This window comes from Acinetobacter sp. IRS14, assembly GCF_034650275.1.
Taxonomy (GTDB): domain Bacteria; phylum Pseudomonadota; class Gammaproteobacteria; order Pseudomonadales; family Moraxellaceae; genus Acinetobacter; species Acinetobacter oleivorans.
On sequence record NZ_JAOVFN010000008.1, the window covers coordinates 111998 to 137456 of the forward strand.

The following is a 25459-nucleotide window of genomic DNA, read 5'->3' on the forward strand; positions in this document are numbered from 1 at the left end:
TTAGACGTATGACCATAGTGAATTCTCAATGAGTACATTACTACTAATTACCTCTGCTCCTACTTCCATTCATGCTTGGCATGCTTTAGGACTTGCTCAGGCACTCAAAAGTAAAAATGAAGACTTTCGTGTATTCTTTTACCAAGATGGCGTGCAGGTTGCTAATGATTTTCAATGGGTTCCTGACGACCAGCGTAATTTAACGCATGAATGGCAAAAGCTTGCGATTCGACTTCCTGTATGTGTGAGTGCTGCCCTCGCTCGTGGTATTACCGATGCAGAAAATGCCAGTCGCCATCACCTTACTCATCACAACCTTGCCAAAGACTTTCAACTGGTCGGGTTAGGTGAACTTGCTGATGCGGTACAGTCAGCATCTCGTCTTATTCAATTTTAAGTTACTTTGTTTGCTTAGATTGTTGCTTTTAAAAGGTATATTGTGTGAAATCTGTACTCGTCATTTTAAGCCAAGCCAACTTAACCAATCTGCAAATCAATGAAAGCCTTTCCGCTACTATGGTTTTAGCAACCTTTGGCTCACCAGTCAAAGTATTATTGAAAGATGCTGCGCTTAGCCTTTTACAAAATGACTTAAGCTTTAGCCAACTTCATCATGCTTTCAAAGTCGCATCAAATATGGTCGAAAGCTTTGAATTTTATGACTTAAGCCCAATTCTGATCGAAAGCAAAAATCAGCAAAATCCTTTTGTTCAGCAAACTGAACAAGAGCTCGAATTCATTGAGTTGAATAATGAGTTCATTCAGTCTTTTGACCATGTCTTATATTGGTAGATGAAGGTGTAATTTTAATGAATCCATCAACACTTTATCTCGTGCAATCTACTTATTACAATACACCGAGTGTTATTGATGAATTAGGTAACCTTTATCAGAAAGGTGACCAGATTATTTTTATGGGTGATTCTGTTGCACGACTTTCAGCTGAAATGATTCAACAGTTTGGAAGTGTTTCATGCTTAAGCATCGAAAAAGATTTAATCGATGCGGATACTTTAGCTCAGATAAATGTATTGGAATATGATCAATTTGCAGATCTTGTTTTAACATTTAATCGCTGTATTTCTTTTAAATAATATATTTAGGCTGGTTTCATGAATTTAGAATTAGACCAAGATGGTCATTTGGTTGATTATACAATCTGGAATCCTGAAGTTGCACAAGAGCTTGCCAAGTCACTTGATATTGAATTGACCGAGTGGCATTTCGAAGTTTTAGCTGCTGTGCGTCAGTTTTATCAACAGTTTGGGCACTCTCCTGCGACTCGCCCTCTCATTAAGTTTCTAATGAAAACGGTAAGTCCAGAGATTAATAATGCTGTTTTACAGCAACAATTTAATACTGGTTTAGTTGCCCGTCATTTAAGTCGTTTGGCAGGTGTTCCTAAACCAGCAAATTGTTTATAAAGTTAAGTAAACTTTTTAGCAGCAGCGACACATAAAATAGTTGCTGCTGTGACCACTAACATTGACCAGCTCACATGTTCGTGCAATAAAGCCGCTGCAATAGCTAGCCCCATTAAAGGCTGTAAAAGTTGTAGTTGGCTTATGGCAGCAATACCGCCTTGTGCCAGTCCTTTGTACCAAAAGAAAAAGCCAATGAGCATACTAAACAAAGACACATAAATAAGACCAACTAAAGCAGATGGAGACACACTTTGGAATGAAGCTGGCATATAGAAAATAGTAAGCAACAACATAAAAGGCAAAGACAAAATGAGCGCCCAACAAATGACCTGCCACCCACCTATTTTTCTTGAAAGTACACCGCCTTCTGCATAGCCAAAGCCACAGAAAATAATTGCCATTAACATATAAAAGTCCCCTATTCCAAGTGATGTATCACCAGAAAGGAAGAACATATAGGTAAAAACAACCGCACTCCCCAATACTGCAAATATCCAGAAAAAATGATTCGGTTTTTCTCCACCCCTTAGTACAGCAAATATTGCAGTTGCAAGCGGCAAAAGACTAACAAAGACAATTGAATGCGCTGCATTCATGTATTGCAAAGCAAGTGCTGTAAACAACGGAAAACCAATCACCACCCCCACAGCAACAATGGCAAGAGGCCACCAATCTTGTTTGGCTGGTTTCTTTTGTTTTAAAACTAATATAAGAATAAGCCCTAAAATACCAGCTATCGCAGCTCGTGCCGCGGTTAGAAAGCCCGGTTCAAACCCCATTACAGCTACACGTGTTGCTGGTAATGACCCCGCAAAAATAGCTACGCCAATAAAACCATTCACCCAGCCATTCATAAACCTATTCATAATTTTCTCCGTCACTATACGAAGAATTTAAGCTGTGCTAAGGTGATTAAACCAGATACAGAGCAGTACAATTTAAAAGAACTGTTATGCACTAACAACCAGTACAGTTGGGATTTTGAGCGCGTGAACCAGAGCAAAACAAAAATTGAAATTGTCATTTCAGAAATTGAGCAACAAATAAAAAATCGGTCATTAATGCCGGGAGCACGCTTGCCTTCTGTTCGTAAATTAGCAAATGATCTAGGCTTTTCAGTATCAACAGTTGTAGAAGCGTATGAAAGATTAATTGCTTTAGGCAAAATCGAATCAAGAACTGGATCTGGTTTTTATATTGTTGGTCCGCTCGCACCTTTAGCTTTAAGTGAATTAGGCCCTAAATTAGATCGTTCAGTTGATCCATTATGGATTTCACGTCAATCTTTGGAAGCGAAAGCAGATGTTTTTAAGCCCGGTTGCGGTTGGCTACCTGATGACTGGATGCCATTAGACAGTATTCGTAAAGCTTTAAGGACGGCCGCGAAAAGCCCAGATGATTGTTTAATGGGTTATTCAACACCATTGGGATTACCAGCTCTACGTGATTTACTGGCAAGACGTGCTCAAGCAAAAGGTATAGAGGCGAATCTTAATCAGGTACTTTTAACTGATTCGGGAACTCAAGCGATTGATTTGGTTTGCCGATTTTTATTAAAGCCCGATGATGTTGTTTTGATTGATGATCCTTGTTATTTCAACTTTCATGCATTACTTAAAGTCCATCAAGTCAAAGTTATTGGTATTCCCTACACACCAACAGGTCCTGACTTAGAAGCATTTAAAGAAGCAATTGAGACTTACAATCCACGTCTTTATATCACCAACTCAGGAATTCACAACCCAACTGGTGCGACGCTGTCTCTTTCTACAGCACATCAACTATTAAAACTGATTGAACAATCCAATTTGATTGTCGTTGAAGATGATATTTTTTCAGATTTTGAATATAACGCTGCTCCTCGGCTTGCGGCTTTGGATAATCTGTCACGTGTAATTTTTATTGGAAGTTTTTCTAAAACGTTATCAGCATCTATTCGCTGTGGTTATATCATTGCAAAACCAGAATGGATTGATCAGCTCACTGACCTAAAAATTGCCACAAGCTTTTCTCACAATGGCGTGTCTGCTGAAGTTTTATTAAGTGCTTTAACTGATGGATCTTACCGTAAACATATAGAATTATTAAAAGTTCGTTTAGCAAAAGCGATGCACGATACCATTACCAAACTAGAACCTTTGGGCATAAAACCATGGATTAAACCTCAAGCGGGAATTTTTGTTTGGTGTCATTTGCCAGAGGGTGTTGAAGCTTCAAAAATTGCAAAATATTGTATTAACCATCAAGTTATTCTTGCACCAGGAAATGCATTTAGCCAAGCTCCCAATGCTGGTCAATTCATACGTTTTAATGTAACACAGTCAAATCATGACCACATTTATAAGACTCTAGCTGATGCCATTCAACAAGAGTCTTCATAATTTATTAAGCTTGTTTCTGTTTTTGTTCAATATATGCAAAATAGCCTGGCCCAGCTGAAACTTGCACTTGTTTGGCATGTAAAGGTTCATGGCAAACCGAACATACCATAACTGGTTCGAACTTATGACCACAAGTTTTATGACGATACTCTAAAGGTTTGCCTAAACCTTGATCCATCCATTTATCTGCCCAATTCGCCATCGATAAAATAATTGGATAAAGTTCAAAACCTTTATCAGTGAGGCGATATTCAAAGCGTTCTTGACGATCAAAATAAGGAGCTTTGGCCAAAATTTCATATTCAACCAAACGCTTTAAACGATCTGAAAGGACATGACGAGTTACACCTAATGATTTTTGAAAATCGTCAAAACGGCGTATTCCCATAAAAGCATTACGTAATATTAGCATCGTCCATCGATCGCCAATCACTGATAGCATACGAGCAACCGAACAAGGTTGATCACCGATGTCATCCCATTTCATCTTTATGCGTTCCTCGATATTTCCTAGCCTAACGGCCCTATTGTTTATACCCTAAACCACTTACCACGAGTTATGCAAGATTCATTATAAAAATAACTTCTTATCAACTTTATAAAAGAATTTTTATTATAAAAAAATAAAAAGTTATTATATAAATTCGCTTAACAAATATAACCCACCCAATTGTATAGTGAGTTATATCTATTATTACTCATCATTAATTTGAGATGAATACACCCTTCAAAATATGACCTGCTTCTAGTTTCACACTTGCTGGAATTCGCACCAGACAATTGGCCTGCATTAAATTACTGAGCATGTGTGATTGCTGTTTTGCCAGACTTTTAACTTTAAGTTGTCCATTGTCAAAATAAGCATGCATTCTTAGAAAACGTTCACGCGCATCTTCTTTTAAATCATGATCTAAAATTGCACTAAACCAATCCGGCCCTGCTTGATTTCCCTGCAAAGTGTCGAGCAATGTTTTCCCATAAACTTGCATTGATACATAGACCGCAGCGGGATTACCCGGTAACCCCAGCAAATAACAACACTGATCTTTTTCCGTGTGAGAATATTCAGCAAAAAAGAGTGGCTTACCCGGCTTTTGTTTTACTTTCCAAAAGATCTGTTCAAAGCCAGCCTCAAAAGCGCATGGTCGAACAAAGTCATAATCACCTACTGACACTCCGCCTGTGGTTATAATGACATCATGACTATCTTTTAACTCATCAAAGTAATGCGTGACTTGTTCCGCTTCATCTGCCACATGAATGAGTTCAATCTCTAAGCCATAATCTTCAAACCAAGCTTTTAGTAATGGACCATTTGCATCAAAGATTTTACCTTCTGCAAGATCTTCTGCTTTTTCGGCAACTTCATCACCCGTGACTAAAACAGCAACTTTCGGCGCACGATAAACGTCTACCGTTTGTACACCCGCCATACTTAAGGCAGCCAAGCTTCCAATATTTAGAAACTGTCCAACTTGGGCAAGCAACTGCCCGTTCTGGATTTCCTCACCCGTAAAACGGATATCGGCTTGAGGGCGAATATGTTCAGTTAACAAAATTTCTTGCGCTGAAACGACCTCTACTATTTCTTGCCTCGCAACATACATTGTGCCTTCAGGAATTTTGCCACCAGTAAATATACGAATTGCCTGTCCTTCACTCAGAATGTCATGACTTTCGCTTCCGGCGCGAATCTCGCCAGTAACCTGAAACTTTTGATTATTTAAATCTTCTGCATGGCTACAAAGTGCGTAACCATCTACAGCACTTTGAGAGAAGCTTGGCAAATTAATTTCTGAATAAATTTCTTTAGCAAGATATCTACTTAGACTATTTTGAAGAACTTGCTGAATTGAGCCTAATTTTTTAGGTCGGTTACTAATCAGCTCAATTGCTTCATCTACGCTAATCAACCCACGTTCTGTACCACAACCTGACATTATTCATAGCCTCCCGGATGTGGTAAATCACGGCAAACATCAAAAATATGGACTAAGGCAGGTAAAATAGCAGCCATTGATTCACTTGCTCCACCACGGCTTCCCGGTAAAGTCACCACTAGAGAACGGTCGATAAAACCAGCTACTCCACGCGACATTGCAGCATATGGCGTGCGTTTTTGTCCAAATGAACGCGCAGCTTCCATTAACCCATCTAGCTTACGCTCAAGAAGTGGCTCTAGCGTATCAACCGTAATATCCCGCTTACCAATTCCCGTACCGCCGACGGTCATAATGCAAGCATATGATTTGCTCAGCTCAAGCACTAAGTTTTTTAAAGTATCCGCTTCATCTGGCAAAATCTGGTAGTGAATCGGATCGAATCCTGCCTCGGTTAAAGTTTCAACCACAGATTTTCCGGCAGTATCGGGCTTTCTGCCCGCTGCTACGGTATCGGATAACACAATAACAGCAGCTGAAACGGGTTGACGAAGAACCCGCTTAAAGTGTGATTTTCCACCTTTTTTCTTAAGCAATTTACATTGATCCATCCAGAGCTCTTCTGGTTCACAATGTGGCTTTAACATGTCGTAAATGGTTAAGCCTGCAAGACTTGCAGCCGTTAGGGCCTCCATCTCTACGCCAGTTGGACCAATGGTTTCGACCACGGTAATAATCTTTACAAAATCATGTTCTAATTCATATTCAACATCTGCACGATAAATCGGCAATGGATGGCACAAAGGAATCAGCTCATCAGTTCGTTTTGCTGCCAAAATTCCTGCCACACGTGCAGTTTTTAATGCATCCCCTTTTTCAGTATTTCCTTGTCTTAATAACTCAATACAGTGTGGTGGTGCATATAAAATTGCTTGTGCTTCAGCAACACGATAACTCTCCGGCTTCATTCCTACATTTTTCATTATTTATCCTAGTCTTGCTTATTTCAGTGTGAGTGTTCATGGCCGGCATGATGGTGATGCTTGTGTTCTTGCGGTGCATCCTTACGAATACAGCAGCCTTCTACATAGTGACTTGTACCATCTGTAAAGAACTCTTCTTTAAATACAGGCACTTCATGTTTTACCCGCTCAACCGCTTCTTCGCATGCTTGAAAAGCTTCACGGCGATGGGCTGCATAAGCAATTGCAATGATTGCTGTTTCACCGACTTCTAGATATCCAATCCGATGAACCACTCGCACATAAGATACCTGATACTTTTTCTCAATTTCCAGTTCAATTTCACGTATCATTTTTTCAGAAAGCGGTTTATACGAGGTATATTTCAGTGCTTTAACAGCTTTACCTTCATGATGGTTACGAACTGTACCCATAAAAATATCGATTCCACCGCATTCAGGAAATGATTCAATCGGATCAAAGATATCAAGGCTTAAAGCCTGCTCTTGTATACGTGCAAAATCTCGCATGGCTCATCCTCCTGCAACTGGTGATAATAAAACTAAAGTACATGGCTGATTTAAGGCAGCTTGCCTTGTTATGACATTATCGCCAATAGCGCATGCACATTTTTCCATGGCCTGTGTACATTCTGGATGCAATGAAACAATTTCATCTAAGACATTTTTAACTAAAATATCGGTGGGACAAACTAACGAAAGATTTTGTGGAAGCAATTTTTCAATTGCACCAAATGATTCGATTTTAATTTGGATAGATTGCTGCATTTATCCCCCAAGCATATGCATACTGATTTTACGGGTTTGTTGATGTTGTAAGGCATGAAAGCCTTTGGCTTTATTCCAGATATACGGCATAACTTGATCTTTTAACTGCTGACTATGCAGCACATGATCAGTTGAGTTCTGTGCACGTAATAGTGCTTGAAGCTGCGGCTTAATATTTAAACCCTGCTGAGCAAAGAGACAGTTATATAGCTCACCTTGCGCCGTTAGTCGTATGCGGTCACATTGGTGGCAAAATGAGTGAGTAATGGTAGAAATGATGCCTAGAGCGTAGCTATTGTTAAGTAGATATTGACGCGCTGGCTCATGTTGTTGCTCAACAACCTGTACCGAATAATGCGGTTGCAACGCCTGTAAAATTTCAGCTTCACTCACCACATCTTTATTTGACCAGAGTGCATCACCATCAAGCGGCATAAACTCAATAAAACGTAGCGGAATATGATTGGCGATTGACCATCTCACCATAGGTAGGATTTGATCGTCATTTTTATCTTTCATTAACACGCAGTTTATTTTAAAAGGTAGTTCTGCATCTTTTGCAGCTTGAATACCTTCAAGAACTAGTTCTAACTTTTTCTTGGTGAGTTCTTTAAATTGAATTGAATCAAGACTATCTAAACTAATGTTTAAATCATCTAAACCAGCATCTTTTAACTGCTTAGCGTATTTAGCAAGATAATGGCCATTGGTGGTCATTGAAATGCGTTTTAGACCTAATGCTTTTAAAGCTTGTAAATCACGAACGAAATGAACAATCCCTTGACGCATTAATGGTTCGCCGCCTGTAATACGGATGCTTTCAATACCTTGTTGCACCATAAAACGACAAAACTGAAAGAGCGCCTCAAAACTAAGCAAGTCTTGTTTATTTAACCATTCAGGATGTTCAGGCATGCAATATACACACTTAAAATTACAGCGATCAGTTACCGAAATTCGTAACTTTCGCTTGATACGCCCATATTGGTCTTGTAGAACAGATAGCGTATTTTCAGAGTGGTATTGTTTCATCTTTTGCACTCATGTCGAGAACAGTTCAAATATTGCTGGCACTTTTTCTGGGCAATTAAAATAGAAAATTGCTCTTCAATAGTGCTCTGATTTTTATGCAAAATTTGTTCCAATTCTATTTATCATCCATAACTTTTTCGGTTTTTTGATAGACCTTTGGCTGCACCACTTCACTGTAATTTTAAAACTGTATAAAGTTGGTGCAGCATTAATCTCTTATTTGCCTTACATTATTTCTAGCACTTTTCTAAGCGGATGGGTACATATTTATGGTACGGCGTTTTAGATAATGGATCACAATGTTCAGCGGAAATCAGTCGATTTAATTGTGGTCCAATGGGTTCACCACCTTGAAAGCGCATGCCATAACCATGTGGAAGTGAAACTACCCCTTTTCGCATTCCCTCATCAAAATCTACAGTAACCTGAATTTCTCCATGTTGTGAAATACATTTAAGCTGACCTCCTGCATCTACATTTAGGTGCTTTGCATCTTCAGGATGAATACGTAGTGCACCTTCTGCATCTACTTTTCGCCAAGCAGGGTCACGGTAAATTTGGTTGGCGTTATAGCTACGTCGCTCACCTGATAAAAGTATGAATGGAAATTCTTCAACATTAACCTGATGATTTTTTAAATTTGCTAGCTCAGTTAACATCTCTGGAATAGCAAGACGTATTTTCTTATCTTTATAAGCAACCAGTTTCCATATTTCGTCATATTCATGTTGCGATAACACGACACCTGAACGTTGCTTTAAAATTTGTTCAAATAACCGAATGCCTAAAGTTAAAGGATTACCTTTGTAACCTGCACGGCGTACCGCTTTGGTGTGTAAAACAGCATATTGAATCGATAGCGGCAATAAAAAAGCAACTGAACCAGCTGATTTTTCTAAGTGTTTACCTAAAGTGCGATAGAGAATTGAGGCTGCAAAAGGAAGGTATTTTTTATTTCGTGCAAAAGTAAGACCTAATGCCGACAAGTACGGTAAATAGGCTGTTTTTTTCGAGTCGACTGAAGCTATTTTTTCTAAAATTGGAAAGCGTTTTGGAATCACCTGCATAGCTTCAAGTAATCGTGTATAAATTTCTGCCTCTGGCAAAGTATTCGCTTGAGCGGTCAATACAGGATGACGTAGGTGAAAACCATTTTTAGGAAACTCAAGATTAAAACCAGTAAATTCCCATTTTTCAAACTGGGTATGCGCTGGCAAAATGTAGTCAGCAAGCCTAGCGGTTTCCGTCATGGCAACATCGACCACAACTAACAAATCTAATGCTTTAAATGCTTCCTCATAGGCAAGTGTATCTGGATAAGTTAATAACGGATTACAGCTATCTACAAACACAGCACGAATTCGCTTTTCCCCTGCGTTTAAGATTTCATCGGGTAAAATATTAGGCGGGAAGAACCCAGAAATAGGGAACATTTTATGATAAACACTACGTCTATATTTCGGCTTTCTTTCATCTGTATCGCTTAAGATTGGAATAAACATGGTATGTAAATTATTGGTACCCTGCTTTCCAAAGTTTCCAGTCACTAAGTACAGTAGTTTTTCTAAATATCCGTTTAATGTCGTATTTAAAGTATGTTGAATACCCAAATCAATCCGAACACAGCCTCTTTTAGCTTTAGCAAAATCTCGAACCACTTGGTAAATCAAGTCGACTGGAACATCTGCTTTGGCAATATATTCTTCAATCGGCACACGGCTAAATGCAGTTTTTACGTCTTCAAAACCTTGTGTATGCTGCTCAATAAACGCCGCATCATAAAGGTTTTCTTTAATAATGATCGCAATCATCGCCGACATTAAAAAAGCATCTGTTCCAGGTTTTAATTGCACATGAATATCTGCTTGTTTGGCTGTTTCGGTAACACGTGGGTCAAACACCACCATGGTTCGGTTCGGATCTTTCTTAATATGTTTTAGGGTGTCTCGCGCGTTGGGAATGCCATGGGCCTGAAAAGGATTTGTCCCAATGAAAAGTACATAGTCAGCGTGTTCAACATCTTCGGTGGTATGGCAAGCCTGACTACCGAACAAACGCCCATTGAGCCAGAAATCACCTGTTTTTTCTTGAGCAAGTGAGTTATAAGCATAATAACTTTTCATGGCCAGCAAGAGCTGTCGGCCATACGCTGCACCTAGATGATTGCCTTGACCACCGCCCCCAACAGAAGCAAAAGCAGTCCCGCCAAAATTATCTCTAATCTGAACCAATTGATCGGCAATTTCTTGTATCGCCACATCCCAACTAATTTCTTGAAATGAGCCATCTGGCTGACGTTTTAAAGGCGTAGTCAAACGGTCTGCATGTTTCTGGTAATGCTGTAATCTGGCAGCTTTTTGGCAAATGTAGCCTTGAGAAAATGGATGTTCAGGATTGCCTTTAATTTTGACAAACTGATTATCATTAATTTCGACACTTAAACCACAGTTCCTAGAACACAAAATACATGCGGTCACATCTGTTTTATTTTGCTGCACTACATCCATCATTTTCTGGCTCCGTTTATTTTTATACATTTGGCTAGAATAAAAACATCAAGTTCCAAAATAGAACTTAAACAATAAATAGTCAACCGCACAAAGATTAAAAATGTGGTTCACTCGACCAATGTAAATTTTAAACCGCTAATATCCGAAGTTAATTTGCTGTAAAAATTTCTTTAAATGCTTTGATTTGTTTGTATTGCTGAAGCTCATCCAATGAATTAATACTATGAAAAAAAAGATTCTGTTTTTGAAATATAGCGACTTGCGCATGCAAAAGCTTAAAGCATTCTTTCAAACTTAATCGTTGCTTTTCAATTTGCTCCGTTATAGTGATGAGGCTTTCACGTTTTAATAAGCAAAATGGATATAAGGCATCTCCATTAATTGAAACATAGGCTGCCTGAGCCTGTTTATTTTTCCGAAGTGCGCCATGTAATTTGGCAACGACTTGCGTAGGGATATAGGTCACATCACAAGGAATAAACAAAACATAGTCTGCGCTTACATTTGACCATGCACTTTTCATTCCCATCAGTGGACCGAAAAAACCGGCTGCATCATCTTGATAACATTGAATATCAGGCACAATACTTTGATAAATTGAATAATCACGATGACTATTCACCCAAATTTCAGACACGGATGATCTTAATTTCTGATGAATTTTAATGAGTTGAGTTTCACCATCAAATTGCTGTAACAACTTATTTAAACCATTCATACGGCGGGCTTGTCCACCTGCCAGAATGACCACATCAGTTACGGGATACCCCTTATTCACACTTCCACCTCCTGTTGGCAAGCTTTAATCAAGCCACGGATTTCAGGTAAACATGAACCACAATTACCACCTGCTTTTAAACAAGCTGTCACTTGTTTTTCATGAGTAATATTTTGAGTTTTGATTGCATCTATAATTTTGTTCTTACCTACTTTAAAACAACTACAGACTAAAGGTCCGTCATTATTTGTAGCAGACATTGGCATGCCGGCCAGTAATGCTTTTCGGTGTAACGCACTTAAACGCTCGCGTTTAAACAGACTTGCCACCCAATCACGATCTGGCAATAAATCTGGCGGTGCAATATATAGACTTGCAATTACGATGCCATCTTTCAAAACAACGCTATGACTTAATTGTGATGAAATATCTTCAATACTCAGCCATTCAAAAGTTTCATCTACAAACGGTAAAAAGCTTTTTAAGTTCTTTTGAGTGTCATGAAAAGTTTGACGGTCTGCAAGTTCGTAACGGTTGGTTTTCAACATTTTGACCTTGGTCCACCATGCACAGTGATGTAGCGATTCTTGGATATATGCATCGTATCCTTCACGTACATAAAGCACACCCTGCCAAGTGGTATAGAACGGTTGAATGGTAACAGGTGTATGTTTGAACTCGGGTTCACCTGAAATTGCATCAACTTCTGGATTAACAACTTTACCAATACGCGCATCGGACGCAACTTGTTCAGTCCAGTGAATTGGTGCAAAAATTTGCCCACGACGCACACCCGATGAAAATGTCACACGTAGTACACAACTGCCCCATTTCGAACGAACTTCTACCAAGCCTTGATCACGAATACCAAACTTTAAGGCATCACTCGGATGAATCTCACAGAATGGTTCAGCACGATGACTAGTCAAATTTGGTGACAAACCAGTACGCGTCATGGTGTGCCATTGGTCACGAATACGCCCTGTGTTTAAAATGAGTGGATAGTCTTCTGAAACTGCATGTACTGGATCAATTGCAACAGTTGGGATCAGTTTTGCCTTGGCGTTTGTATGACTAAACAGTCCTTTCCCAAATAGTTGTTGAACGGCTTTAGCGTCTTGGTTTTTACTCCACACTGGCCATTGCACTGGTTGTAGAGCGTCGTACTCAGCATTACTTAGGTTCATTAAACCTTTTAGATTGAAATAACGGAAATTATTACTTTCTGCACGAGCATTTATGTCTGCATTGTCTTGTGCAGATAACGCTGCATGCTCATTGAAAATATCCACAGCACTCGCAAAATCAAAACCATTGAAGCCTAATTTTTTCGCGACTTGGCTGACAGACAACCAGTCTGCTTTTGCTTCACCCGGCGCAGGTAAAAAAGCACGCTGGCGTGAAATACGACGTTCAGAGTTGGTCACTGTGCCATCTTTTTCACCCCACCCTAAAGCTGGAAGCAAAATATCGGCGTAAGCCGTAGTATCCGTATCTGCGCAGATATCTGACACGACCACCAGCTCGCACTTCTCTAATGCACGTTTGACTTGATCGGCATCGGGTAAACTCACCACCGGATTAGTTGCCATAATCCAGATGGCTTTAATTTTTCCAGCTTCAACGGCACGGAACAAATCAACTGCTTTTAAGCCAGCTTGAGTCGCAATAAATGGGCTGTCCCAAAAAGTTTGCACTAGTTTTTGATGTAGTGGATTATCTAAATCCATATGCGCAGCCAGCATATTGGCTAAGCCACCGACTTCTCGTCCACCCATCGCATTAGGTTGTCCTGTCATTGAAAATGGAGCGGCACCGAGCTTACCAATTTTGCCTGTTAGTAAATGGCAGTTAATAATGCTATTGGCTTTATTGACTCCCTGACTTGATTGATTGACACCCATTGAAAATAGGGTGATGACTTTTTCAGTCTGTGCAAATTTTTCAAAAAACTGCTGTAATTTATCGAGTGCAATACCTGTACGCTTTGCCACATATTCAATATCAGTTTCTGGCTGACTGCTTGCCAAAACTTCTTGCAAACCTTCGGTATAGGCATCTACAAAGGCCTGATCAGCATGACCTTTTTGATATAGATATTGAAATAAGCCATTAAATAAAGCGACATCTTGGCCCGGTAAAATCGGCAAATGCAAGTCCGCTTGTTCACAGGTACTGGTAAAACGTGGGTCAATCACGACCACAAACATATCTGGATTTTGGCTTTTAGCCTGCATGATCCGTTGATAAAGCACAGGATGGCACCATGCAGTATTAGATCCTACCAATACCACCATGTCTGCATGTTCAAAATCTTCATAACTTGCAGGGACAATATCTTCACCAAAGCTACGTTTATGGCCCGCAACGGCAGATGACATGCAAAGACGTGAATTGGTATCGATATTTGCAGTACCCAAATAGCCTTTTACAAACTTGTTCACCACATAATAGTCTTCAGTCAAAAGCTGACCAGAAACATAAAATGCAATGCTGTCACGACCATATTGATCGATACAAGATTGGAATTTATCAGCAATCTTATTAATTGCTGTATCCCATGTGGTTACCACCCGATCAGCTTTTCGCCCCATCATTGGTTGTAAAACACGTGTTTCTAACCCCAAAGTATCTGCAAGTCGGCTACCTTTAATACATAAGCGCCCAAAGTTGGAAGGATGCTCAGCATCCCCCTCAACTTGCACCACAGGTCCTTGAGGTTTTTGTTGGATGTTTAAGCTAACACCGCAACCCACCCCACAATATGGACATGTTGTTTTGATTGTTTTTGCAACATGATCGGAGCTATCGACTTCAACGCTTGGGATACTATTCATAACTGCTCCTTTCCCTATTTAGCCTGCATTTTTTAATGCAAAATCTCGACCAAATAGCAACTTATTTCTAAATGATGAGACTGCGGTTTGGTCTGCTATTAACTCTGCATACCACATGCCATCTTCAGTATCACCGAACAGTACTGCACCGATTACCCGATCGCTTTGGATAATAATACGTTTATAAATCTGGCGTTTTTCATCGTTCAGGATAATGTCTTCATAGTCATCTTTCGGCTCAAAATTGCCCGCAGAGAACACATCGACACCGCTGACTTTTAACTGAGTCGGTACGGTCGGTGCTTTAAAAGTTAAGCTGCCGTGTTCAGCCAAATGAGTCGCGCAAATAAAAGCTTGGCCCCATAGTGGCTCAACTAAACCAAAGGTCTGTCCACGGTGTTCAATACACTCACCCACCGCGTAAATACTTGGGTCAAACGTTTGCATGGTGTCATTCACCAACACACCTCGATTGCAGCGTAGACCAGCACTTTGGGCCAAAGCAATATTTGGACGAATGCCCACTGCAAATACCACAAGGTCAGCATCTAAAACTGTGCCATCTTTCAAGCGTATTTGCTTCACATGACCATTTTCATCACCAATTAACGCTTCGGTATTAGCTTCGGTAATAATGTTAATACCTTTTTGATCAATGCTATGACGAAGTAACTGGCTAGCACGGCTGTCAAGTTGACGCTCCATAATGCGGTCCATCAAATGCAGGACAGTGACATTCATACCGCGTTGTTTTAATCCATACGCAGCTTCTAAACCCAGCAAACCGCCACCAATCACGACTGCATTGGTTTTTAAACCGCAGTACTCAATCATGGTGTTAACATCATAAATATCACGGAAAGTTAAGACACCTTTTAAGTCGACACCTTGAACTGGTGGAATAAATGGTGCCGAGCCTGTTGCCAGAATCAAACGGTCATAATCAACTGTCTGGCCTTTTGCTGTGTAAACCACTTTACGTGGACGATCAATTTTTACGGCTTTATCACCGGCAATAAATTTAATGCCTTTATCGTCGTACCACTTTGGTGGATGTAGCATAATATCTTCAATGGTTTTTTCACCCGATAAAACCGGAGACAACATAATACGGTTATAGTTACCCCAAGGTTCTTCACCAATCACCGTAACTTCATAACGGTCTGGTGCCATATCGAGTAAATCTTCCAGACAACGCATTCCTGCTAAACCATTCCCGATCAGCACCAGTCTAAGTTTGTCTTGTGATACACCTGTATTGGTAATATAAGTTTTTTGCGGTACTGCATTGACCCAAACACGGCCATCAATAATTTTGCTCGGATAAACTGAAAGCTTTTGGTCTTTATCCTCTAAACAACGCCCTGTTGCTAAGCTGAAATGTTGTTTATAGATTGGTGATGCAATGACGCGTTCGCCTTGTAAATCTCCAATAATCCCACGGCTCATGACATTGGCTTGGCTAAACGGATCTTTATTGCTCAGCACGTAAACTCGTTTTTCATGCCCCACACGGAAGATTGCTACCGCTTGGCCACCGATTAGCGCACCCGCGCCAGTGTTTGGGGTTAAATCATCGAGTGCGCAAACGTCAATCCACTGATCATCAGGAAGCATATTTTTATCTTGTACAATATTCATAGAAACTCTCCTTTATGCTTCAACCATTGGAATACGGTCTTCAGAACGTTCAGCTTCAGTTAATGGGCGGATTTGACCACGTTCAGTTGTAAATTGAATGTGTGGATCGGCCTGCTCACTTGCGCCTGCGTTGATATACGTTTGGAAGCGTTTACGAACTTCTGGGTTTTCGACAGCTGTACGCCATTCGTCTTGGTATGTTCCAATGATGTGTTCCATACGGCGCTCAAGCTCGGCAGCCAAACCAAGAGAATCATCAACAACTACAGATTTAAGGTAATCTAGACCGCCTTCCATGTTGTCGCGCCATACACTGGTACGTTGTAAACGGTCTGCAGTTTGAATGTAGAACATATAGAAACGGTCGATGTAACGGATAAGCGTTGCTTTATCAAGGTCAGATGCAAGTAACTCGGCATGACGTGGTTTCATACCACCGTTACCACATACATAAAGGTTCCAGCCTTTTTCGGTCGCGATAATACCCACGTCTTTGCCTTGCGCTTCTGCACACTCACGCGTACATCCAGACACCGCCATTTTTAATTTATGTGGTGAACGCAAACCTTTGTAACGATTTTCAAGCTCAATCGCTAAACCAACCGAGTTGTCTACACCGTAACGACACCATGTACTACCTACACAAGATTTCACGGTACGTAAAGATTTGCCGTAGGCATGACCAGACTCGAAGCCCGCAGCATTTAACTCTTCCCAAATAAATGGAAGCTCGTGAACTTGCGCACCAAACATGTCAACGCGTTGACCACCAGTAATTTTGGTGTACAAGTTATATTTCTTCGCAATTTGACCAATCGCAATCAAACCATCTGGAGTCACTTCACCACCAGCCATACGGGGTACAACTGAGTAAGAACCATCTTTTTGGATATTCCCTAGGTAGTAGTCATTACTGTCTTGTAGACCTGCATGACTTGGCTCAAGTACGAAATCATTCCAACAAGAAGCCAAGATATTTGCAGCAGTCGGTTTACAGATGTCACAACCCAAACCATGGCCATGTTGATGAATTAAATCATCAAAAGTTTTGATTTCACTGACACGAACCAAGTGATGCAACTCTTGACGCGAGTACGGAAAGTGTTCGCAAATGTGGTTATTTACAGTCACACCTTGACGTTGTAACTCTGACTTTAAAACTTGCGTCACTAATGGTGCACAACCACCACATGCAGTTGCTGCTTTGGTGCATTTCTTTAATGCACCTAAAGAGGTCGAACCATCACTAATCGCTTGGCAGATGTCTGCTTTTGATACGTTGTTACACGAACAGATTGTTGCGCTGTCAGGCAGCAAATCTACACCGCTACCACCAGATTTTCCTACCGACTGCTCAAAGCCCGGCATGATTAAACTTTCAGGCACTCCCGGTAAAGCCAAACCATTGAGCATCATTTGTAAAAGGTCGTTGTACTCTTTGGCATCGCCCACCAAAACTGCGCCCAGCAATTTGGTTTTATCTGCATTTACAACAATCTTTTTATAAACCAGCGCATGCTCATCTGCATAGAAGTAGCTTAATGCACCCGGGGTCATGGCATGCGCATCACCTACAGAGGCAACATCCACACCCATCAATTTCAACTTGGTGCTCATATCTGCGCCAGCGAAGCAGTTACATTCCTCATCGGAAATATGTTTTGCTGCAATACGCGCCATGTCATAGCCTGGTGCAACCAAACCATAAATTTTATTTTGCCAAAGCGCACATTCACCAATGGCATAAATGTTTTGATCTGAAGTTTGGCAGTAATCATTAATGACGATACCGCCACGCTCACCAATCGCAAGACCACTATTACGTGCAAGCTCATCACGCGGACGAATTCCCGCAGAGAATAAAATGACATCTGCTTCAAGCTCGCTACCATCTGCAAATTTCATTACATGCGTTGTGCTGTCACCGCACTCAATAGATTGAGTCGCTTTTTGTGTATGAACTTTTACGCCAAGATCTTCAATTTTGCGACGTAAAACCTTACCACCCAAGTCATCAATTTGAACTGCCATTAAACGTGTTGCAAATTCAACAACATGTGTTTCCAACTCTAGGTCGCGTAAGGCTTTCGCTGCTTCAAGGCCAAGTAAACCACCACCAATCACAACACCTGTTTTTGCATTGAGACTCGCTGCACGAATGGCATCTAAGTCTTCGATCGTACGGTAAACAAAGCAGTTTTCACGGTCATTACCCGGAATTGGTGGAACGAATGCATAAGAACCAGTAGCCAACACCAATTTGTCATAGCTAATCACATCACCATGGTTGGTTGTGACTGTTTGCTCAGCTGTATCAATTGCAGTTGCTTTAGTATTTAGACGTAAGTCAATGCCATGTGCATCAGCAAAGTCAAAACGAGCTAAAGATAAATCTTTTGCCGATTTCCCAGAGAAATATTCTGTCAAATGTACGCGGTCATACGCGATACGAGGTTCTTCCGCGAGAATCGTGATTTCCAGTTCATCATCTGCTTTTTCTAAAATGGCTTCGATGAATTTGTGGCCCACCATACCATGACCAATCATTACCAATTTCATAGTGTTTCTCCTCAAATCACGTTGCTTTTAAGCTGCGTTATTCCGTTCTCAAATAGACATTGTTCTTTTGCTTTGTGCTCTATCGAGAAATGAATCAAGCTCACAAGGCATGTAGCTGCTTGAAACCAATTTTTTCCACTCGTTAACGACACCCAATGCACAGCAAAATCAAAAAAAGAAATAAAAAAAGCGAGCCCCCTCTTAGAGAAGGCTCGCATCGCTGGAACTGAAAATTTAAATAATTCAGATGTAACTTTTTTATGCAATAAAAATAAAGACATGACCTTCACTCCGACTGAACGTAACTTCTTTGTGTGTACGGTTGCACTCACAAACTCGATCAGAACGGACATCGTTGGCCGTCTTTAAAACTCATGGTCATCTTCGACCTGTAATTAAGTAAGCACTTTATATGCCAATATTTTAAAAAACTTAAACAAACAATATTTTTATAATTAATTTCATATAGATAGATTATTTCAATAGGCAAATAAAGAATCAAACCTTATTTTGCTTGCTCTATCACTGTACATTTATGTGGTTTAAATAAAAATAAGCTTTGCCACAAAATGAACCGTATTTTTGCACCAAGATCGAACACACCAACTCTTTAGCATCCAAAATTGCCCCTAAATCCTGATTTCTGAGTGGTTTTGGATGGCACTAATCTTGCTTAAAACCCAATGACAAAAAACGCGTCGAATTGGCGCATTTTCTTAGCCTGATTTTCTGAACTTATGCCAAAACTCAAAATAGCCCTTATTGATGATGATCATGCGCGAGCGGACTATATAAAAAACAGTCTGCTTGAAAATGACTTTGAAGTGGTCGCTTGCCTTACTTTGGATCACTTGAATATCTTTCGTCTTGAAGATTTACAAGCCGATGTAATCTTGCTCGATATGGATCATCCTCACCGCGACATTATTGAAAGCTGTGTCAGTAGCTATGATCTACCGACTGTCCTGTTCACTAAAAATTCAGATAAAGACACCATCAAACAAGCCATCGATGCAGGAGTAACTGCTTATATCGTCGATGGCATAGACCCTGCACGCTTACATACCATTTTAGAAATCTCGATCGAGCAATATAAAAAGCACAAAAAACTCGAAGGTGATTTAAAAGAAGCTCAAACCAAACTTGCTGACCGTAAGGATGTTGAAAAAGCTAAAGTACTACTAATGCAATTGCATGGACTACCTGAAGAAACTGCATTTCAGCTTCTTAGAAAAAATGCGATGAGTCATCGAATTACGATTGGAGAAATGGCACGGCGTTTACTTGACGCTCAAAAATTACTTGGCAACCAACTAAAGGATGAATAAATGAGCACATTAGAAAAGACTCAATTACAACTCGGCTATATTCCTTTGCTTGATTGTCTTGCATTGCTTTGGGCAAAACAAAGAGGTTTCTTTGAAGAAGTTGGTTTAGACGTCACTTTAGTTAAAGAAGCGTCTTGGGCAAGTCTTCGAGACCGTTTGGCTTTTGGATTATTAGATGCAGCGCACTGCTTATCTGCAATGTTACCTGCGGCGGCTGTAGGCACAGATCAAATTGGCACACCGCTACAAACATCACTGGTTTTAAGTGAAAACCGTGCTTTCATTAGCTTAAGTCAAAAACTTACTCATCAACTTGCAATTAAAGAAAATGATACGGCTCAAATAACGGCGCAAAAAGTGACGAGCCATCTTGAACAAGGTCACTCCATTTCGTTAGCGCATGTGTTTAAGCATTCCATTCATCATTATTGTTTAAGAGAATGGTTGGCTTTAGCAAATCCAAAAATCGCGCGGTCTATTCAGCTCAAAACATTACCGCCACCTTATATGGTCGAAGCACTCGATAAACATGTGATTGATGGTTTTTGTGTGGGTGAACCTTGGAATACCCAAGGTGAGCTTCTTGGTTTAAGTAAAATGATCTGCTCAAGCCAAAACATTATTCCTCCTGTGGCTGACAAGGTTTTAGCAGTAACACAGGAATGGGCAGAGCAACATCCACAAACACTAATTACTCTCACTGCGGCAATTATGAAAGCCCAACAAGAATTGAGTGAGTTCCAAGACTTTGCTCCAATTTTAAAGTTATTAGTTGAGTTTGAAATTGTTCGTTTTCATTGCTCAGAAGAAGTGCATGTCGATAAATATTTTAAGATTCAGGATATTGTTCGTCATTTAGTAAAAGAAAGTGCGCTTCCAAAAGTAGAAGACTTTTATTGGCTGCTTGAGCAAATGCAAAAGTGGGATGAACTTCAAATTGACCAAGCACAAATCACAAGCTTGGGTGCTCAATGCATTAATCTTGAGGCTCATGAACAAGCCAAACAGCGATATTCTTCATAAGCTATCTAAGAATCAAACCAGCATAAAAAAAGCTGTCTTTTATAAAAAAAGACAGCTTGAAAGACCCATAAGACAAAATGCGAAACACGCATTACTATATTTTCTAGGCTCAACTGATCCATTGAAAATATAGCGCTTATGGAAATGATCATATCTATCTAAACATATCATTTTCAGACATTTTCATATCAATAACTGCCACATCATCAATTTCGTTAATCATTCTCAGCCTGTTAAGAAAGTACTCAAATAGTCCTCTCTTTTTGTGTATTAAACCTATCTACGATCTCTACAAAATAGTGATACACGAATTATGTGGGTCAGGTCATAAATTTTATTGCTTCAAAGTAATTTCAAACATCCGTCTTAATTAGATTAATTTTTTTAGTTAAAAAGTAATTTATTGCCTATCTACTTATATTTAAAACATTTATTAATTTTTATCTTTATAAAATATAAATATTACGATTCAAATAATTACACAAAAAAAATTAGTGAAAAATCCTATAAGTCCCCCCTATTTTGAGTTACAAACCGCAACAATCATGGCACAAATGGTAATAATAATTAAATTAATAATCATTATTATTCACATCACATAAAAACCTGAGAAGATCTACCATGATCCATGAAAATATTCTCGACTGCATAGGTAAAACGCCACTATTACAACTATCAAGGCTATTCACGCATCAATCGATCTCAGTGATTGCGAAAATGGAATTGTTAAACCCAGGAGGAAGTATTAAAGACCGTCCAGCATTATTCATGCTACAGGAAGGCTTAAAATCCGGAGTGATTAATAAAGATAGTCATATTGTTGAAAGCTCATCAGGAAACTTAGCGATTGCGCTTGCAATGGCTTGCAAAATATATGGATTAAAATTTACTGCTGTTATTGACCCGAAAATTGCCTCAGCAAACCTACAAATGCTGAAGCTCTACAAAGCCAACATCGAAATGGTCTCTGAAAAAGACCAAAACGGCGGTTATTTAAAAACCCGAATTGACACCGTAAAACGCCTCTGCCAACAACTGCCAAATGCAGTCTGGATTAACCAGTATGCAAATCCAAACAACTGGAAAAGCCACTATTTTGGTGAAGCAGAAGAAATCCTAAGTCAAATTGATCGCAAGATTGATTACCTCGTGATTGGAGCAAGTACCTCCGGCACGATTATGGGCGTGTCTCGTCGTCTTAAAGAAAGATTTCCAGAATTAAAAGTCATCGCAGTCGATATTGTCGGCTCTGTACTGTTCGGTGGCACATCTGGTCCACGCGAAATTCCCGGTATTGGGGCAAGTACTGTCCCACCGCTACTCTCCCCCGATGAAATTGATGATGTCATTTATGTCGATGACTATGAATCGGCACTCGGGTGCAGAGAACTTCTTGAACATGAAGGAATCTTTGCAGGCGGTTCGAGCGGCTCATCTATTTCAGCCATCAAAAAACTGATTCCAACCATCCCTGAAGGTTCATGCGTCTTAACGCTGCTGCCCGATCGCGGTGACCGTTATCTCGATCTGGTTTATGAAGATGAATGGTTCGAAATGATCAAGAAGCGTCACTTCAATCGAAACGTACGACGCCAAGAAAACCTTACTTTACAAAATGTTGTTTAACCTTCTCCTTAGGACATATTCATGAGCAATTTGGCTACCCTTCGCTATTTAAGTCAATCAGATTTATTAAATCTTGGCGCAAATCATAGTAATTCATTTATTGAAGCGATTACTGAAGGTTTAACCCTGCATGCAAATAAACAGTTTGTACAACCCTTAAAACCGTATCTTCGCTGGCAAGGTGCAGACCATATTGCTGACCGTATTATCGCTATGCCTTGTTATTTAGGCGGCAATGATCCGATTGCTGGAATTAAATGGATTGGTTCAAGACAACATAACCCTAAAAAATTCAATATTCCGCGTGCGAGCGCACTGATTGTTTTAAATGACTCAGAAACAAACTATCCGGTTGCCGTGATGGAAGGCAGCTTAATCAGTGCGATGCGAACTGCTGCAATTACGGGTGTTTCGATTAAGTATTTAGCGAAAAAAGACTTTTCTGACATTACCGTGATTGGCTGTGGACCAATTGCGCAAATGCAGATTAAGACGGTACTTGAACAATACGCTCAAGTGAAAAAAATCCATTTATTTGATGTAAACCCTGAGGCGGCTGAAAAACTTAAAGCGTTGTTCTTATCGGAATATCCACATCTAGAAATTGAAATTCATGACAGTGCTAAGTCTGCGATTCAACAAGCCGATGTCCTCATTACTTGTACCGTTTCAGATAAGCCTTACATTCCGTTTGAGTGGCTTAAAAAAGGCTGCTTTGTTTCAAACATTTCAATTATGGATATTGAGCCTGAAGTCTTCTTAAAAGTCGACAAAGTGATTGTAGATGACTGGGACCAATCAAACCGAGAAAAGAAAGTCATCAACGTGCTGGTTGAAGATGGCTTATTTAGCCGTGAAAAACTACATGCTGAACTTGGCGACATCATTATTGGTCATAAAAACGGCCGCGAACACGAAGATGAAATCATTTTGCTCAATCCAATGGGCATGGCGATTGATGACATTGTCTGCGCTAAATGGTTCTTCAATGCAGCACAAGAACAAAACGTTGGCACGGTTCTACCGCTTTTATAAGAATAGGAATAACTAAAATGTTAGATCGGATTTACACAGCACAACTACAAAAAACGATAGATGCACTCTACATGGAGAATTATGGAGATTTTAAAGATCATATTTTCTATAAAAAGCCTTATCTGGCAATTACTCTCAATGATGAGTTGGAGCTCTATTTCAACTGTTTAAAAGTAGATGGTGTAAATCCTTTCTATGTCACCCACCCCGAAGTTCTGCTTCATAACGTCTTAAACAATACGACATCTAAAATTTCTATTTCTGAAGTTTTTAACTATTTAACGAAAGCAAATTGGTGGCCGTCACTACACCATCAAAAAGCGATTAATTACTGGCTCGATAACTTAGTAACGGCTGAAAAAATTCCTCAAATTTTACAGTCAGCCCTTTCATTTTCTTCGCCTTTAATGACCAGCGAATTGCTCTCGCTAGTAGCTGATCGTCCATTTCATCCATTCGCTCACTCAAAAGGTGAACTCGCTCCGCTCACAACTCAAAAAGAAATTGAGGTGTATTGGTGGGCTTTTAAGAAAGATGATGTGATCAATAATATGGAATCGGTTCCTCACAAAGAGCTTCTGTTATCAGAAGTTGAGGAAAGTCTTATTGCTGACAAAATGGCTCAGCTTTCAGGTGATTACTTAGCCCTACCTTTGTTAGAGACTCAACATCGCTATTTAAAGTTTGATGAAAATAAGTACGACGGTAGTGACCTAAACCATGTCACGACAATTGGTTTACCGACTTCTTCTTTAAGAACGCTTATTCACAACGCCAATTCTACTCTGCATTTAAAACTTTCAACCAATGCCAAAACATTAGGTGCAATCCGCTCTATGCCAGGCCGTTATTTAATGAATGGGCATACGGCTTATGATTTTTTAAATGACGTCATTAATGAAACTTCTTTAATAAAAAATCGCCTCTTTTTGAGTAATGAAACGCACTGGTGGGTACTGGGTAAGCGAGAGCCAATTGTAAAAAATTTAGGGGTGATTGGCTGCCAAGTCAGACATTTACCCGACTTTTGCCAAGATAAAAACGTTACACCAATCACCATGTCAGCTTTAAGCTGTACATATGTTGACCCTTGGGAAACTTTAGGTGTTGAAGGTGACAAATGGTCATTACTAAAAGACTTAAGTGTTCATTTTATTCAAACATTCTTAACGCTTTGGTCGAAAGGCATCATGCCTGAATGCCACGGGCAAAACACCATGGTGTGTTATGAAAATAATAAGTTGAAATGCTTTATTTTGCGTGACCACGATACCTTAAGAATATGTACCACAGCCATTGAAGAAAATGGTTTTACACCTCCGGTTTATACCATTGATACCAGCACGCCGAACAATCTTATCTTTACTAAAAATGAAGACTTATTTAATTACTTCATTACTTTAGGGATTCAAATTAACCTCTACCCAATTGCTTTAGCTACTTTAAAATATACGGATCGTACAGAAAGCGATTTTTGGGAGATGGTTCAAGACATTATTCAAGATTTTGTAGAAACCCACCCCATTTCAGAACAAACAAAATCGCAAATTCAAACTTATCTTTTTGACAATAAGACTTGGCCATTCAAACAGTTACTTACGCCTTTACTTGCACAAGAAAGCGACTCAACAGGCATGCCAAGTAAAATCGGAACTACACCAAACCCTTATCACAGCTTATCTGTTTCTAGCTATGAGACCATGGATATCTAAATC

Annotated in this window: 24 protein-coding genes; 10 read left to right on the top strand and 14 right to left on the bottom strand. The window is 39.8% G+C overall.

Going from position 1 to position 25459, the window contains the following annotated elements:
- Positions 1-28: 28 nt before the first annotated feature.
- The 4 genes from tusD to ODQ17_RS10060 are packed head-to-tail and all read left to right on the top strand — an operon-like array spanning position 29 to position 1424.
- Positions 29-397: a sulfurtransferase complex subunit TusD gene (gene tusD, locus ODQ17_RS10045; protein ID WP_004791822.1), complete on the top strand. Its 369-nt coding sequence runs from the start codon at positions 29-31 to the stop codon at positions 395-397.
- A gap of 44 nt (positions 398-441) precedes the next feature.
- Positions 442-792 carry a hypothetical protein gene (locus ODQ17_RS10050; protein WP_322903301.1) on the top strand — a complete coding sequence of 117 codons (351 nt, stop codon included), beginning with the start codon at positions 442-444 and terminating at the stop codon, positions 790-792.
- Positions 793-809: 17 nt separating this feature from the next.
- Entirely contained in the window at positions 810-1094 is a 285-nt protein-coding gene (locus ODQ17_RS10055; RefSeq protein WP_322903303.1) for a DsrH like protein, read from the top strand.
- Between the two features lie 18 nt (positions 1095-1112).
- Positions 1113-1424 (top strand): TusE/DsrC/DsvC family sulfur relay protein, encoded by a 312-nt coding sequence (locus ODQ17_RS10060; RefSeq protein WP_005306315.1) that lies wholly within the window; start codon positions 1113-1115, stop codon positions 1422-1424.
- A 2-nt stretch (positions 1425-1426) separates the two neighbouring features.
- On the opposite strand, the gene ODQ17_RS10065 is transcribed toward ODQ17_RS10060, so the two are convergent.
- Positions 1427-2290: a DMT family transporter gene (locus tag ODQ17_RS10065; RefSeq protein WP_322903306.1), complete on the bottom strand. Its 864-nt coding sequence runs from the start codon at positions 2288-2290 to the stop codon at positions 1427-1429.
- A 123-nt stretch (positions 2291-2413) separates the two neighbouring features.
- On the opposite strand from ODQ17_RS10065, the gene ODQ17_RS10070 reads away from it, so the two are divergent.
- On the top strand, positions 2414-3805 hold the full coding sequence (locus ODQ17_RS10070; RefSeq protein WP_322903359.1) for an aminotransferase-like domain-containing protein: 1392 nt from the start codon (positions 2414-2416) through the stop codon (positions 3803-3805).
- Between the two features lie 4 nt (positions 3806-3809).
- On the opposite strand, the gene ODQ17_RS10075 is transcribed toward ODQ17_RS10070, so the two are convergent.
- From ODQ17_RS10075 to ODQ17_RS10130, 12 genes are all read right to left on the bottom strand, one after another.
- Positions 3810-4292, bottom strand: a complete 483-nt coding sequence (locus ODQ17_RS10075; protein WP_004791810.1) for a winged helix-turn-helix transcriptional regulator — start codon at positions 4290-4292, stop codon at positions 3810-3812.
- Positions 4293-4509: 217 nt separating this feature from the next.
- On the bottom strand, positions 4510-5745 hold the full coding sequence (locus ODQ17_RS10080) for a molybdopterin molybdotransferase MoeA (RefSeq protein WP_322903309.1): 1236 nt from the start codon (positions 5743-5745) through the stop codon (positions 4510-4512).
- Positions 5745-6668 carry a bifunctional molybdenum cofactor biosynthesis protein MoaC/MoaB gene (gene moaCB, locus ODQ17_RS10085; RefSeq protein ID WP_000799986.1) on the bottom strand — a complete coding sequence of 308 codons (924 nt, stop codon included), beginning with the start codon at positions 6666-6668 and terminating at the stop codon, positions 5745-5747. Before moaCB ends, ODQ17_RS10080 begins: the two co-directional genes overlap by 1 nt.
- Positions 6669-6691: 23 nt before the next feature.
- On the bottom strand, positions 6692-7177 hold the full coding sequence (locus ODQ17_RS10090; protein ID WP_322903311.1) for a molybdenum cofactor biosynthesis protein MoaE: 486 nt from the start codon (positions 7175-7177) through the stop codon (positions 6692-6694).
- A 3-nt stretch (positions 7178-7180) separates the two neighbouring features.
- Entirely contained in the window at positions 7181-7435 is a 255-nt protein-coding gene (locus ODQ17_RS10095; protein ID WP_322903312.1) for a MoaD/ThiS family protein, read from the bottom strand.
- Positions 7436-8476 carry a GTP 3',8-cyclase MoaA gene (moaA, locus tag ODQ17_RS10100; protein WP_322903314.1) on the bottom strand — a complete coding sequence of 347 codons (1041 nt, stop codon included), beginning with the start codon at positions 8474-8476 and terminating at the stop codon, positions 7436-7438.
- 227 nt (positions 8477-8703) lie between these two features.
- Entirely contained in the window at positions 8704-10977 is a 2274-nt protein-coding gene (locus tag ODQ17_RS10105; RefSeq protein ID WP_322903316.1) for a molybdopterin-dependent oxidoreductase, read from the bottom strand.
- 148 nt (positions 10978-11125) lie between these two features.
- Positions 11126-11755 carry a molybdenum cofactor guanylyltransferase gene (mobA, locus tag ODQ17_RS10110; protein WP_151821513.1) on the bottom strand — a complete coding sequence of 210 codons (630 nt, stop codon included), beginning with the start codon at positions 11753-11755 and terminating at the stop codon, positions 11126-11128.
- A complete protein-coding gene (locus tag ODQ17_RS10115) occupies positions 11752-14532 on the bottom strand; it encodes a molybdopterin-dependent oxidoreductase (protein ID WP_322903319.1) in 2781 nt (926 codons plus the stop codon). The genes mobA and ODQ17_RS10115 overlap by 4 nt, the downstream gene beginning before the upstream one ends.
- 18 nt (positions 14533-14550) lie before the next feature.
- A complete protein-coding gene (gene nirD, locus ODQ17_RS10120) occupies positions 14551-16173 on the bottom strand; it encodes a nitrite reductase small subunit NirD (protein ID WP_322903321.1) in 1623 nt (540 codons plus the stop codon).
- Positions 16174-16185: 12 nt separating this feature from the next.
- Complete coding sequence (gene nirB, locus ODQ17_RS10125) at positions 16186-18732, bottom strand: nitrite reductase large subunit NirB (RefSeq protein ID WP_322903322.1); 2547 nt, start codon at positions 18730-18732, stop codon at positions 16186-16188.
- Between the two features lie 11 nt (positions 18733-18743).
- The gene (locus ODQ17_RS10130) at positions 18744-19085 is read right to left on the bottom strand and encodes a hypothetical protein (protein WP_322903323.1); all 342 of its coding nucleotides are present in this window, start codon (positions 19083-19085) and stop codon (positions 18744-18746) included.
- A gap of 384 nt (positions 19086-19469) precedes the next feature.
- Here ODQ17_RS10130 and ODQ17_RS10135 point away from each other — a divergent pair, with 384 nt between their 5' ends.
- Both ODQ17_RS10135 and ODQ17_RS10140 read left to right on the top strand, forming a co-directional pair.
- Positions 19470-20060, top strand: a complete 591-nt coding sequence (locus ODQ17_RS10135; RefSeq protein WP_005306352.1) for an ANTAR domain-containing response regulator — start codon at positions 19470-19472, stop codon at positions 20058-20060.
- On the top strand, positions 20061-21083 hold the full coding sequence (locus ODQ17_RS10140; protein WP_322903325.1) for an ABC transporter substrate-binding protein: 1023 nt from the start codon (positions 20061-20063) through the stop codon (positions 21081-21083). It abuts the gene before it with no gap.
- A gap of 5 nt (positions 21084-21088) precedes the next feature.
- Here the strand turns inward: ODQ17_RS10140 and ODQ17_RS19215 are convergent, their stop codons facing one another.
- Complete coding sequence (locus tag ODQ17_RS19215) at positions 21089-21205, bottom strand: hypothetical protein (protein ID WP_442872399.1); 117 nt, start codon at positions 21203-21205, stop codon at positions 21089-21091.
- 499 nt (positions 21206-21704) lie between these two features.
- On the opposite strand from ODQ17_RS19215, the gene sbnA reads away from it, so the two are divergent.
- The 3 genes from sbnA to ODQ17_RS10160 all read left to right on the top strand — a co-directional run bounded on the left by sbnA (position 21705) and on the right by ODQ17_RS10160 (position 25456).
- Positions 21705-22709: a 2,3-diaminopropionate biosynthesis protein SbnA gene (gene sbnA / locus ODQ17_RS10150; RefSeq protein ID WP_322903327.1), complete on the top strand. Its 1005-nt coding sequence runs from the start codon at positions 21705-21707 to the stop codon at positions 22707-22709.
- A 21-nt stretch (positions 22710-22730) separates the two neighbouring features.
- Positions 22731-23744 carry a 2,3-diaminopropionate biosynthesis protein SbnB gene (gene sbnB / locus ODQ17_RS10155; protein ID WP_003652251.1) on the top strand — a complete coding sequence of 338 codons (1014 nt, stop codon included), beginning with the start codon at positions 22731-22733 and terminating at the stop codon, positions 23742-23744.
- Positions 23745-23815: 71 nt separating this feature from the next.
- Entirely contained in the window at positions 23816-25456 is a 1641-nt protein-coding gene (locus ODQ17_RS10160) for an IucA/IucC family protein (RefSeq protein ID WP_322903361.1), read from the top strand.
- The last annotated feature ends 3 nt before the right edge of the window (positions 25457-25459 follow it).